The following is a 13,273-nucleotide window of genomic DNA, read 5'->3' as shown; positions in this document are numbered from 1 at the left end:
GGCCCTCCTCCGCTCCCGGCCGACCGTCACCTGGGCGGGTGCACGTTGCCCAGGCCCAGTTCCTCCAACAGCGCGGTGGGATCACCGGCCACCGCCTGTTCCCGTGCCGCCGAGTCGCCCGGGACCAGCCCGCCCATGGCCGTCGAGACCTGCTGGGCCACGTCGCGTCGGGCTCGTTCGACGACCTCGATGATCACCGCGGCGAGTTCCGCGGGCGCCATCATCCGGTACTTCTCGGTCTGGAACCGCATCTCAGCGATCTCGCCTCTGGCGTTCACCTTCACGCTGAGCATCCGGTCCTTGGACACCGCTTCGGCGGTAACCGACTCCAGGTTTGCGCTTGCCTCCGCCAGCCGCTCCTGGCTCTGGCGAAGTTGTTCGAGTGACCTCTCCATCTGACCCTGCAGGGACATGTCCAACGCCGCTCACTCCCTTGTCTTTTCGTGTTCCCGGGCGTCCCAGTGAGGCGGGACCGCCCCGAGCAGAGGTGCCCCACACCTTCTCGTCCTCGGAGAGCCACGTGGTGCGGCTGCGTTCCTGTCCGCCCCCGGCCCCACCACCGCCGGCGCCTCCCATGCCGCCCGGAGGCATCATGGGCATACCTGGGGTGCCCGGGGTGCCGGGTGCCCCGGGGGTGCCCGGGCCTCCGCCCGTGGCGGAGCCGTCCTGGCCACCGCCGTAGCCACCGAACGGGCTGGTCCCACCCGGACCGTTGCCGCGTCCGCCTCCGCCGCCGTCGGCACCGCCGCCCACGGAGCCCGAGTCCGCGCGGGGGGTCATCCCGCCACCGCCCGAGCCCGGACCCGAGCCGGACGAGGAGTTCAGGTCGCCGGGACCGCCGATACCACCGATGCCGCCGACACCACCGCCGCTACCGCTGCCCGAGCCCGGACCCGACGAAGAGAGGTCACCGGGTCCACCGATGGAGCCGACACCGCCGGGGCTCGGGTATCCGCCGCTCCCGCCACCTCCGGAACCGCCGAGGACCGGTGGCGGCGGGATCTCGACGCGGTCGGAGCCACCGCCGATGTCGCCCGAGCCACCGGAGATGGGAGAACCGGGCCCGTTGCCGTTGCCGCTGCCACCGGAACCGCCCAGGGCGGGGGGATCGGGGAGCGAGGGACGATCCGCGTTACCCGGACCCCCGATCTCACCGGACCCACCCGGGACGGGCGCTCCGGGTCCGTCCCGGTCACCATCGGAACCGCCCATGATCGGAGTGTCCGAGAACCCGGGACGATCCGCGTTACCCGGACCCCCGATCTCACCGGACCCACCCGGAATCGGCGAACCGTTCCCACCGGTGCCCGAACCACCCGACGAGAGATCCAGGTCCCCCCCGGTGGGGACGCGAGCCGGGGGCGGCGGCACGCTGCCGCCGCCCTGGCCCCCAGTGGAGGACGAGAGGTCGAGGTCGCCGAGACCGCCCGGCGGCGGCGCCCCGATCGAGGAGGGCGGCTGGCCGCCGCCCTCCTCGGAACGCGAGCCGTCCGGGTTCAGGACGCTCCCGTCGGGAAGCCGAATGCTGCCGTCGGAGAGCCGCGCGCTCCCCTCCGGGAGTGGCGTGCTCCCTTCCGGGATCTGCGCGCTGCCGTCCGGAGGACGCGTGCTGCCGTCGGGGTTCACGATGGTGCCGTCAGGTAGACGTGTGCTCCCGTCGGGGAGCAGAGCGCTGCCGTTGGGAAGCGGGGTGCCCTGCTCCCGGCGTCCAGAGCTGTTCGAGCCGCCGCCGGTACCGCCGCCGCCCAGGCTGCCCATACCGGGAGCCACGGGTGGTGGGAGGAATCCGCCCGGACCACCGCCGGAGGACGAGGGGTCGCCCCCGATCCCGTCGAGGGGACCTCCGCCGGGGCCGCCCACGCCCTCACCGGGCCCGCCCCCGCCATCGCCGGGGAAGGTGGCCGAACCGCTGACGGGGGACAGGGGTGTTCCGTCCGGGGTGTCCGAACCGGGCGGGCTCGGCGGACCGTCGAGATCACCCGACCCGGGCGCGGGCGGACCGTTCAGCTCGCCCGAACCCCCGGGCACGGGCCCGCCGCCCTCGGGGACGTCCGACCCTCCGCTGTTGGGGCCCTGACCGTTCAGGTACTCCTCGACGATCTCGTCGATCGTGCGGCCGTCGCCCAGAGGCCCGTTACCGCCGCCTCCACCGCCGCCGCTGCCGTCGCCGCCACCACCGCCGCCCTCACCACTACCGCCGTTGAGGTACTCGTCGATGATGTCCTCGATGGTGCGATTGTCACCGTCACCGTCACCGCCGCCACCACCGCCACCGCCGTCGCCGCCGCCGCCGAGCAGCTTTTCGAGGATCTCGTCCAAGGAGGGGGGGCCGTTCTCACCGCCGCCACCACCGCCGCCACCACCGCCGCCACCGGGTGGGGTGACCGCGACCGGAACGAAGGGCAGGATCTCCGAGGCGGAGGTGCTGTAGGTCGTCGAGACCTTGGAGATGCCCGTCGTGGCCGCCTCGCGCAGGTCGGCCAGGTTGTTCCACCAGCGTTCCTTGATCTCGGTCTCGAAGGTCTCCCAGGTGGCCTTCTCGTCGGTCCGCATACCGCGGATCTTGATGATGCTGTCCTCCCAGGTGACCTTGTCCCGCTGGTCCTCCCACCAGTTGCGGATGGTCGAGCGGGGACTGCGGTCGGAGCTGCTCTGCCAGTCGTTGAAGGCGCCGATCACCGCTTGGAGGTAGGTGGGGTTGGCGGCGAGGCGCGCCGAGTTCACCGCGTCGATGGCCGGTTCGACGTAGGTGGCGATGTTCTGGAACTCCAGGGCCAGCTTCCTCAGGTACCCCCGCAGGGCCTCGGCTCCGGCGCCCTCGAACTTCTCGTTGCCCGGCTTCATCTCCTCGGCCAGGGCCCACATCTCGTCGTAGCGGGCGCTGGAGAAGTCACGGAAGTCGCCGAGGTCGGTCTCGATCCGGCTGAGGACACCGCTGTTGAAGGTGCTCGTCCCCACACTGGAGGTGGAGGCGGCGTTGAGGATGGTGCGCATCCGGTCGATGAAGTTGCCCCACACCGTGCCGTCGGTGTCCTTGACGGCGTCGTTGATGTGGATACCGGAGTAGACCGCGAAACCCCACTCGTACCCGCCGAGCTGTTCCGCGTCGGAGGCCCGGCTGTCGAAACCGAACCACTCGTCCGCGCTCTTGGGGTTGTTGACGTTCCAGAAGTAGTTGCTCAGCCAGTTGGTGTCCTTCACCGCCTGGGCGGTGCCCATCGGAGGCGCCGCCCCCTTGTCGTCTTCGTCGGCGAAGGCGTTGATGGAGTGGGCCATCTCCTCGCTGTCGACGGCACCCCCGGACGCGGGCGCCGCGGGGTCGGTCCCCTGCTTCTCTGGGAGGTCCTCGTCAGCCATGGCTTTTCCTCAGGGGCGGGTTCGTGGGGCGAAGGGTCGCTCGGGGAAGGAGCGGACGGGCGCTGTGCCGAGGGCCTCGGCTCAGGACGACTCGGGGGTCTGGTTGGGGGTGTCGTTGGGGCCGTTGCCGCCACCACCCCCTCCGCCCATGGGCGCGCCGTTGGACATGATCTGGCCGACCTGGGCGGCGTCCAGCTCGGCGTCGGACTCCAGCTCCTCGTAGGTGATCGCGCTGTTCCGGATTCCGGCGGACATCCCGACGAGGCGGGTCTCCAGGTCGGTGATCAGGGTGGTGAACTGCGACAGCACGGCGCCGACCTCCGACGAGAGCTCACCGGCGTAGGGGAGAAGTGTCGGGTTGCCGAAGGGCACCTTGGGCGCGGAGGCGCCCTCGCCACCCGGGTAGTGTGTGGACGCCTGCGTCTTCATCTTCGAGACCCTCTCCCGAAGCGGATCGATGTGCGCCGTCTGCAACGTCTTGAGGTAGTCCAGCGTGACCTTGGTCTTTTCCTCTGACACGTCCTGCCCCGTCCTCTCCTGTCCAGCTCTTCGTCGAGCCGCGGTGCGGCGTCATCCGGTGTGGTGCGGTGTTCCCTCGGCCGCGGCGCGGCCCGACCGGACCGGCGCCGCGGCCGAGGGGGGCGGTCAACGGCGGGCACTCCAGTTACCGGCTTCCTGGAGGTCGCCCCTGCGGTAGCGCTCGGTGATGTCGCCGAGGGAGACCTGCGCGTGGCCCAGCAGGGCGCGCATGTCGGCGATGTTGCGCCGCCAGGAGGCGAGGCGCTGGTCGTACTGGTTGGCCGCCTCGCCGACCCAGTCGGCCTTGACCGCCTGGACCTTCGCGTCCAGTTCGTTGATGGCCTGCTCGATGATGTCGGTCTGGCGGCGCAGGTCGATGCCCGCGTCGTCGGCACCGCTGTACTTGATCTCGAATCCGTCCATGGGCATGGCTCCGGTTTCTCTCGATGGTGCGCCCCCGGTCGCGGGGGCGTCGCGGGTCGGATCAGGTCAGGTCAGCGAGCGACGTCGGCCTGGTTGGGGTTGAGCTGGGTGATCCAGTTGGCGGACAGCATGTTCTCGTCCTCCATGGCGTGGAAGTTGCGCTCGGTACCGCCGAGGATGCCGATCATGTCGTTCATGTCGTTCGTGATCAGGCGCAGCTCCTCCAGCCACTTGACCAGCGCCGTGTCGTACTGGGTGGCGGCGCCGCCCTGCCAGTTGCCGCCGAGCAGGTCCCGGACGCCGTCGACGCTGGTGTAGACGCCGTTGCACGTGGTGTGGGCGGTCTCCATGGCGTCGCGGCCGGTCCGCATCGCCTGGTCGGTACTGCGCATCATCGACATGGGGGTCTCCTGGTTCTGTGGGGAGTCACTGGGAAAGGCACCGGGGTTCCCCCGGTTCCGCGAGGGCGCCGACGGGTTCCGTGGCGGCCTGCGGGGTCAGGTCGGGCCCGGTGGGCAGCAGGTCCAGCAGGGCGGTGGAGACGGCGGAGGCCCCGCCGGGCGCGTAGCCCAGGGTCTCGGCGGTCTTGGCGTCGGGCACCGGGTACTTGGCCCCGGTGTCGGTGACCAGGAAGTAGGAGCCCCGGAGCGCGGCCCCGCCCGCCGGAGCCGCACGGACCAGGCCGCCCTCCCCGGAGGGGACGTCGATGAGGTCGGGGGCGGTGCAGGCGGAGGTACTGCCCGCCGGGGGGCGGGCGGCCCGGCCGCCGATGTCGGCCGGTGAGGTGAGCGCCAGCGCGAGCGCGCCGTCCCCCTGGTCGACGACGCACAGCGCCGCGCCCTGGGGGTCGGTGAGCGGCGGGGGCGTGGTGGGCAGGCCGTCGCCGGTGATCGACTCCTCCCCCGACAGGTGCGCGCGCAACTCGTTCACGGTGAGTTCGACCGGGGCGGGATCGGCGCCCCCGTAGGCCTCCTCCGCGGTGAGCGGGTGCCCCAGCAGCAGACGCGCGTGGGTGGCGTCGGTGGGGGTCAGGCCGCCCCGGGTGAGGACGTAGTACTGCTCGGGGCCGCCCTCGGCGGCCGGGACGGTGAAGACCTGGCCCACCCGGGTGTCGGCGCCGCTGACGCGCGGCCCGTCCTCGCCGCGGCCGTCGACGTCGAGCGCGCTGAGCTCGGGTCCGGCGGGCACGCCGTCCAGGACGGCGGCCGAGACGGGGTGCGGGATCACGGTGCCGTAGCCCAGGGACTCCAGGGCGCCGTTCTCCTCGTCGACGGCCAGGCGGTTGCCCTGCCACAGCAGGTGGACGCCGCCGCCGGGCCCGCGCACCAGGACCCCGTCGTCTCCGCCGACGGGGGAGCCGAACGGCGACCGGCCCAGGGTGAGCGAGGTGAGGGTCTCGACGCCGTCACCGGTGTTGACGGTGGTGGCGCACACCTGCCAGACCATGGGGCCCTCCGGGTCCGGCGCGGGGAGGGCGTCGGGGGCGCCCGCGATGCCCAGGGGGGCGCCCACGGGTGTGCCCTCCAGGGAGCGGGCGGCGACCTGGACCGGTTTGGGGTTGGCGGCCAGCAGCAGGGCGGAGGCCTGGTTGGTGACCGGCCACAGGACTCCGCCGGAGAAGACGTACCGGCCCCCGCCGCCCTTGACGGCGACGAGCGTCCCCTCGTTGCGCCAGGAGGTGGCGCCGCCGGGGAAGATCAGACCGAACACGAGGAACCCCACGCACAGCAGTACCGCGAGGACGAGCCCGATGAAGGCGCCGTTGCGGGTGCGCCGTAGGGGCGCCTCGGCGGCGTCCGGGTCGGCGGCGGCCATGGCGGTGGAGAGTCGGCGCACCATGAACGAGTGCGCCTGTACCTGGTCGCGACGGGTCTGCATCAGACCACCCGCTTTCCGGTCCGCCTCATCCGCCGATCCCCCGCATCAACGCCAGCAACCCCAGGTTCGCCGGTACCAGGCACACCAGCACTATCGCGGCCAGGCTCTGGATCAGTTCGCCCGCGCGCCCCCAGTGCGGGATGGGGCGGTTGCCCGGCACGGACCACGCGGCCAGGAGCAGCCCGAGCGCGGCCACCAGCAGCAGGCCGAACAGGACCAAGCGGGCGGTGTCCCCGCCGACCAGGCCGCCGCCGACCGCCATGGCCACCAGCCCGTAGACGCCGGAGCCCAGCAGGCACACCCGGTGCCACACGCCGCTGAGTCCGCGCGACTGGAGGAGCAGGATCAGCGCGACGCACACGCCCGCGGTGGAGGCCGTTCCCCCGGGGTGGGCGGCCAGCACGGTCATCGAGGCCGCGCAGACCGCGCCCACCACGGCCAGCAGACCGCCGAGGTAGTGGTCTCCGCGTTGGGTGCGCACGCGCACGTCGCGGGCGGGGTGGGGGTCGATGTACTCGCCGAGCTGGCTGACGCCGTCGGGGAGCGGCGGCAGGCGCATCCCCGCCAGCCGGAAGGCCAGGGCGGGGGCGAAGGAGCACAGCAGCAGCACCAGAGCGGCGGCCGAGACGGCCACGCCCGGGGGCGGTGCCTGGTCCCAGAACAGGAGGAGTGCTCCGGCCGCGGCGGTGAACAGCGCTGTGCCGATGATCGCGGTGAAGAACGGCAGGCAGGCTGCCACGGCGGCGATCGCGAGGACCGCCGCGCCGGTCGCCGTCGACGCCCCGGAGAGCATCCGCGCCCCGGTGAGCGTGTTGCTGGGGTCGCCGCCCGGCAGCGTGGCTCCGGCGAAGGCCATGAACAGCACGGCGGCGCCGCCGGTGACCGCACCGGCGACGGGCGCGTCGAAGGCCCGGGAGGCGGCGGCCGCCGCGAGCAGCAGGAGCAGGCCCGTGGACGCCGCGGTCGCGCCGGCGATCCAGGTGGGGCCGAGCAGGGTCAGCAGGGCCAGGGCGCCGAGGAAGCCCACGGCGGCGGTGCCGGTCAGGACGCGCCTGGAGACGACCGGCCCCCACCCGTCGGAGCGCTCGGCCAGGGTGTCGGCCACCCCGTCGACGAGGTCGTCGAAGTGGATCTCCGGCATCTGGTCGGCGCGTTCGCGCAGGTAGAGCGTCTCACCGTCGGTGAGGCCGAGGGTCTCGGCCGTCTCGGACTCGTCGAGCGGCGGCGAACCCAGCCGCTGGAGCACCCAGCCGCCGTGTTCGAGCCCGCTCTCGTCCAGGTCCTCGGTCTCGTTCTCGGCGTAGAGCAGGAACGTGGGAAGCAGCTCGGCCAACGGGAGGTCACAGGGGACCGCGATCTCGAAGGAGGCGTTGGGAGCGCGCACGACCAGGCGGCACAGATCAGCGGCGACGACGTCCGACATCGGTCCTCCTCGCTGGACGACGGTGGCTGGGTCGGTTTACGGGTGCGGGATAAATACACCCGTGGAGGAGACTGGACCGGGGCACGCCATTCCTCCTCGGAAGGGCTGGGGACGGCGCCCCCGATCACGAAATGCTGGGCTAGACTAGCACCACTTGCGGAATTCCGGACATGACGTTTCGGAAACTCTGCCCCGGGGATACCGTTGCTCATTCGGGCCTCGGGGCCCGCCATCGGAAACCGAATCCGACTCTGGGGTTCGGTCCATTCACCCTGTCGTAATAACACCGGTTCGGTCCGCCCGACGCCCCTGCCGCGAATCCCGGCTGACCAGGGGAAAGAGAAGGGATACGCCGATCAGCACCATCCTCGTCCGCAGACCCGCCCGCCGGCCCGGGCCCGAGCCGCCCGAGGGCGAGCTCTCCCTCCAGGAGCCGCCGGTCCTCCCTGAGCAGGAGAACAGCATCTCGGGGGTCTTCATGTACCTGCCGATGGCGCTGAGCTCGCTCGCGATGGTGATGATGTTCATCCGGCCCTCCGGGGCGGGTGCCCTGGGCACCGCGATGCCCTTCATCGCGGGCGGCATGATGGTCGTCGGCGCGGTCGCGATGGTCGGCGGCCAGATCCTGCGCGTGCGGATCGAACGCAGCCGCAGGCTCTCCGGTGACCGGCGCGACTACCTGCGCTACCTCGGCCAGATGCGCGGACGGGTGCGGGAGGTCGTGGTGGCCCAGCGCGAGGCGCGCGCGTGGAACGGACCCGACCCGGACGCGCTGTGGTCGCTGGTGCGCACGAGCAGGCTCTGGGAGCGCAGGGGGAGCCACGACGACTTCGCCGAGATCCGCGTGGCCGTGGGGGAGCAGCCGCTCCAGACGCGCATCGCCCCGCTGTCGACCAAGCCGGTGGAGGACCTCGAGCCGCTGTGCGCCCACGCGCTGCGGCGCTTCATCAACGCGTACGCCACCGTCGCGGACTTGCCGGTCTCGCTTTATCTACGCGGATTCGCGCATCTGGGGCTGAGCGGCGACGCCGAATCCAGCCGTGCAATGGTGCGCGCACTCGTGGGTCAGGTCACAGTTTTTCACGCGCCGGATGAATTGCGTGTGGTCGCTTGTGTGAACGACGAGCGAATGGCCGACTGGGAATGGATGAAATGGCTCCCGCATTGCATGCACCCGAAGGAGCGCGATGGTGCCGGACCCGTCCGGCTGATCGCCCCCGACGCCATTGAGCTGGAAAGACTCGTCGGCCCGGACCTGGCGGACCGGCCGCCCTTCGACCCCCAGGCGGTGCCCGGCCGTGACGAGCCGTTCACGGTCATCATCGTCGACGGCGGAGTCGTGCCGCAAGGGTCGAGGTTGCTCAGCGGCGGCTTTCGCAACGCGATCGTGATCGAAGTGGGCACTGATCGCATGTGGGACGGAGCGCCTCACACACTCTCACTCAGGGTCGAAGGGGATTCCCTGGAGATGTGCGAGCTGGACCGTTCCGGCCGCGAGTCCTTCTCCCACCTCGGACGTCCCGACGCCCTCGACCTGCCGCGCGCCCGCTCCCTCGCGCGCATGATGGCGCCCTACCGGGTCAGCGTCGCCGCCGACGTGGTGGAGCCGCTCACCACCGACTTCGACCTCACCGCCCTGCTGGGCATCCCCAACCTCCACACGTGGGACGCCGCCCGCGAGTGGGAGCGCGAGCGCCCGGAGAGTCGCCTGCGGGTGCCCATCGGCATCGCCGCCTCGGGCGCTCCCCTGGAACTGGACCTCAAGGAGTCGGCTCTGGGCGGCATGGGCCCGCACGGCATGCTGATCGGCGCCACCGGTTCGGGCAAGAGCGAGCTGCTGCGCACGCTCGTGCTGTCCCTGGCACTCACGCACTCCTCCGAGAAGCTCAACTTCGTCCTGGTGGACTTCAAGGGCGGCGCCACGTTCATCGGTCTGGACGGGCTCACCCACACCTCGGCGCTGATCACCAACCTGGCCGACGAGACCTCCCTCGTGGAACGCATGCAGGACGCCCTGCACGGCGAGCTGATCCGCCGCCAGGAGCTGCTGCGATCGGCGGGCAACTTCAGCTCGGTGCACGAGTACGAGAAGGGCCGCCGGAGCGACCCGACCATGGAGCCCATGCCCACGCTCTTCGTGATCGTGGACGAGTTCAGCGAGCTGCTCGCCGCCCACCGGGACTTCATGGAGCTGTTCGTCATGATCGGCCGCCTCGGCCGGAGCCTGGGCGTGCACCTGCTGCTGGCCTCCCAGCGACTGGACGAGGGGCGCATGCACCAGTTGGAGAGCCACCTCTCCTACCGGATCGCCCTGCGCACGTTCTCCGCGATGGAGAGCCGGGGCGTGCTCGGTGTGGCCGACGCCCACCAGCTGCCCCCGGCCCCCGGGTCGGGCTACCTGAAGTCCGACACCGAGGAACTCACCCGGTTCAAGGCCGCCTACGTCTCGGGCCCCTACCGCGCCAAGCGCCGCACCGCCCGGGCCTCGGCAGCGGCGCGCGAGATCACCCCCTTCCTCCCCGGGTACGTGGCCGGGCCGCCCGTCGTCGAGGCGGAGCCCGAACCGGAACCGTCGGAGGAGGCGGACACCACCCTCCTGGAGACCGCGCTGGAGGCCGTGCGCGACGTCGGCCCCCCCGCGCGTCAGGTGTGGCTGCCTCCCCTGGACCAGGCCCCCACCGTGGCCGAACTTTTGCGTGCCGAGGGCGCACCCGGCCTGCCCGTCTGGGGCACGGACCCGGTGCTCACCGTTCCCGTCGGCCTGGTGGACCGCCCCTTCGAGCAGTTGCGCACCCCGCTCACCGCCGACCTGCGCGGCGCGGGCGGGCACACCGCCGTGATCGGCGGGCCGCAGAGCGGCAAGAGCACGCTGCTGGTCACGTTGATCACCGCGCTGGCCCTCACCAACACCCCGGAGCAGGTGCAGTTCTACGTCCTGGACTTCGGCGGCGGCACGCTGCGCGGTGTGGCGGACCTGCCGCACGTGGGCGGGATCTGCGGGCGGATGGACGTCGAGCGCGTCACCCGCACCGTCGCGGAGATGACCGCCCTGCTGGGCCGCCGCGAACAGTTCTTCGCCGAGCACGGCGTCGACTCGATCGGCGCCTACCGGCGCCGCCGGGCGGCCGGGGAGTTCTCCGACCAGCCCTACGGCGACGTGTTCCTGGTCATCGACGGCTGGGCCACGGTGCGCGCGGACATGATCGACCTGATCGCAGAGATCACGCAGATCGCGCAGCGCGGCCTCAACTACGGCATCCACCTGATCGTGGCGTCGCCGCGCTGGGCCGACGTGCAGTCCAGCCTGCGCGACCTGCTGGTCACCCGGTTCGAACTCCGGCTGGGCGACGCCGTGGACTCGGCGATCAACATGCGCCAGGCGGAGAAGGTGCCCCGTATCCCCGGGCGCGGCCTGACCGCCGAGTACAAGCACTTCCTGTCCGCCCTCCCCCACCTGGTGGAGGGGCCCGACGCCTCCGTGGCCGACGTCGTGGAGGCCGTCAAGGAACGCTGGGACGGGGCCCGCGCGCCGCAGGTGCGGCTGCTGCCCCTGTCGCTCCCGGCGTCGGACCTGCCCGCCCCCCAGGCGGGGCCGAAGATCGCACTCGGCCTGGAGGAGCGGCGCCTGGAACCGCTGTGGCACGACTTCTCCGTCCTACCGCACATGCTCGTGGTCGGCGACACCGAGAGCGGCAAGACCAACCTGCTGCGGCTGATCACCCGCACCGTCAGGGAGCGCTACAGCGCCGACGAGGCGCGTGTGGTCGTGGTGGACCCCCGGCGCGGCCTGTTCAACGCGATCCCGGAGGAACAGCGCCTGGGGTACGCGGTCACCGGCGAGAGCGCCCGCGAGATGATGATGGCCGCGGCCCAGGCCCTCAAGCCGCGGCTGCCCGGGCCGGAGGTCACCCCCGAGCAGCTGCGTGAGCGGTCGTGGTGGGAGGGGCCCGAGCTGTTCGTGGTCATCGACGACTACGACCTGCTGAACTCCGGCGGCGGTGGGCCGCTGACCCCGCTCATGGAGATGCTGCCCCACGGCGCCGACATCGGGTTCCACCTGATCCTGGCACGCGGCGCCGGCGGGTTCAGCCGGGCCATGGGCGAGCCCGCGCTGCGGATGCTCATCGACGCGAACACCCCGAGCATGGTGTTGTCGTGCCCGCCCTCCGAGGGTGTGCTGTTCGGGTCTTTGCGGCCGCAGCGCCTCCCCCCGGGCCGGGCGCTGCGCTTCGACCGGCGCGACCCGGTCAAGGTGCAGCTGGCGCTGGACCCGGAGACCGAGGAGGCGGACTCCCGCGACTGACGGGGGCCGTGTGGGGTAGGCGACCGCGAGGTCGGTGGCAGAGAGGATCGGGAGGCCCCGTGGCGAACGGAGCGGAACGGAGACGGCGATTCGGGGCCGGGGCCGGACTGACGGCGGTGCTGTTCGCGGCGGCGGCCGGACCCGCCCTGGCGGACGAGGTGCCGCCCGCGCTGACGCAGGTCGCGCCCGAGTTGGCCGAGGACGTGTGCGTGCCGCCCTCCGAGGAGGTCGTGAACCAGGAACTGTGGACCGAGAACGCCCTGGGCCTGCCCCGGGCGCGGTCCGCGTCCTCCGGGGCCGGGGTGACCGTGGCCGTCGTGGGGACGGGTGTGGACGACTCCTCCGCCGCGCTCAGCGGCGCGGTGGACGGAGCCGGTGAGGACTGCACGGGGTTCGGGACCTTCCTCGCCGGGATCGTCGCCGCGCGGCCGCAGCCGGACAGCGGCCTCGTGGGGGTGGCACCGGGGGCCCGGGTGCTCGCCGTGCCCGTCACCGACGACTGGGGCGGCACCGACGCCGACGCGGTCGCCGAGGGCATCACCGACGCCGTCGGCGACGGCGCCGACGTCGTGCTCGTGGGTGTGGCCATCCCGGTGGGCAGCTCCGCGTTGGAGAAGGCGGTCGACACCGCCGTGCAGGAGGACGTCCTCGTGGTGGCGCCGTCCATGGCGCTCGTCCAGCGCGACGCCTACGCGGCCGTCCCGGCGACCCGCAGCGACGTGTTGGGGGTGGCCGGAACCGGTACGGACGGGGTCCCGCTGGTCCCGGCGCCCCCCGGTGGCGGGGTCTCGGCGCCCGACCTCACCGCGCCCGGCCAGTCGGTGCTGAGCCTGGCCCCGGGCGGCGACGGGCACGCCGTGGGCGAGGGTGACGCGGTCGCGGCGGCGTTCGTCGCCGGTGTGGCGGCGCAGCTCCGGTCCGACGACCCGGAGCTCAGCGCGGCCCAGACGGCCGAACGGCTGGTGATGTCCGCGTACCCGGACGCCGAGGGCGGGGCGGGCTTCCTCGACCCGGTGGGCGCGCTCACCCGGAACCTGGGCCCCCGCTCGGGCGACGGGGCCGAGGCCGAGTCGTTCGCCCTGGACCTGCCCCGTGAGCCGCACCGGGGCGCGGTCATGGCGGTGGTCGGTGGGACGGCGCTCCTGGTGACGATCTGTGCCGTCGGCGCCGCCGCCGCCCGTCGCCTCAGGTCCAAGGCCGAGGCCGGGGCGAAGGCGGGAGCCGGGGTCGCCCCCAGGGCGCGGAGCGTGCTCTGACGGACCCTCGACGCGGGCGTTCGGGTGCCGGGCGTGGTGGCCGTCGCGAGTGGGAGCGGGTCCGGGTCCCGTCTCCGGAGGGCACTGTCCACAGCCTGTGGGCAGCCCAGCCCG

9 protein-coding genes are annotated in these 13,273 nt (G+C 72.5%); 2 read left to right on the top strand and 7 right to left on the bottom strand.

Going from position 1 to position 13,273, the window contains the following annotated elements; all coding sequences use genetic code 11:
* Positions 1 to 26: 26 nt before the first annotated feature.
* The 7 genes from ACFYL4_RS14450 to eccD form a co-directional block, all read right to left on the bottom strand.
* The gene (locus ACFYL4_RS14450) at positions 27 to 332 is read right to left on the bottom strand and encodes a YbaB/EbfC family nucleoid-associated protein (protein ID WP_357766151.1); all 306 of its coding nucleotides are present in this window, start codon (positions 330 to 332) and stop codon (positions 27 to 29) included.
* Positions 253 to 3,357: a hypothetical protein gene (locus ACFYL4_RS14445; protein ID WP_387518675.1), complete on the bottom strand. Its 3,105-nt coding sequence runs from the start codon at positions 3,355 to 3,357 to the stop codon at positions 253 to 255. The genes ACFYL4_RS14450 and ACFYL4_RS14445 overlap by 80 nt, the downstream gene beginning before the upstream one ends.
* A gap of 81 nt (positions 3,358 to 3,438) precedes the next feature.
* Positions 3,439 to 3,876 carry a hypothetical protein gene (locus ACFYL4_RS14440; RefSeq protein ID WP_357766089.1) on the bottom strand — a complete coding sequence of 146 codons (438 nt, stop codon included), beginning with the start codon at positions 3,874 to 3,876 and terminating at the stop codon, positions 3,439 to 3,441.
* 126 nt (positions 3,877 to 4,002) lie between these two features.
* Complete coding sequence (locus tag ACFYL4_RS14435) at positions 4,003 to 4,305, bottom strand: WXG100 family type VII secretion target (protein ID WP_357766086.1); 303 nt, start codon at positions 4,303 to 4,305, stop codon at positions 4,003 to 4,005.
* Positions 4,306 to 4,370: 65 nt separating this feature from the next.
* Positions 4,371 to 4,700, bottom strand: a complete 330-nt coding sequence (locus tag ACFYL4_RS14430) for a WXG100 family type VII secretion target (RefSeq protein WP_357766083.1) — start codon at positions 4,698 to 4,700, stop codon at positions 4,371 to 4,373.
* Positions 4,701 to 4,725: 25 nt separating this feature from the next.
* Positions 4,726 to 6,177, bottom strand: a complete 1,452-nt coding sequence (gene eccB, locus ACFYL4_RS14425; RefSeq protein WP_387518674.1) for a type VII secretion protein EccB — start codon at positions 6,175 to 6,177, stop codon at positions 4,726 to 4,728.
* Positions 6,178 to 6,202: 25 nt separating this feature from the next.
* The gene (gene eccD, locus ACFYL4_RS14420) at positions 6,203 to 7,600 is read right to left on the bottom strand and encodes a type VII secretion integral membrane protein EccD (RefSeq protein WP_387518673.1); all 1,398 of its coding nucleotides are present in this window, start codon (positions 7,598 to 7,600) and stop codon (positions 6,203 to 6,205) included.
* A 355-nt stretch (positions 7,601 to 7,955) separates the two neighbouring features.
* Here eccD and eccCa point away from each other — a divergent pair, with 355 nt between their 5' ends.
* Positions 7,956 to 11,903 carry a type VII secretion protein EccCa gene (gene eccCa, locus ACFYL4_RS14415; RefSeq protein WP_387518821.1) on the top strand — a complete coding sequence of 1,316 codons (3,948 nt, stop codon included), beginning with the start codon at positions 7,956 to 7,958 and terminating at the stop codon, positions 11,901 to 11,903.
* A 59-nt stretch (positions 11,904 to 11,962) separates the two neighbouring features.
* Entirely contained in the window at positions 11,963 to 13,159 is a 1,197-nt protein-coding gene (locus ACFYL4_RS14410) for a S8 family serine peptidase (RefSeq protein ID WP_387518672.1), read from the top strand.
* The last annotated feature ends 114 nt before the right edge of the window (positions 13,160 to 13,273 follow it).

This window comes from Nocardiopsis sp. NPDC006938 (assembly GCF_042869555.1).
Taxonomy (GTDB): domain Bacteria; phylum Actinomycetota; class Actinomycetes; order Streptosporangiales; family Streptosporangiaceae; genus Nocardiopsis.
The sequence above is the reverse complement of the archived record's forward strand: the minus strand, read 5'-3'. Positions and strand labels throughout refer to the sequence as shown.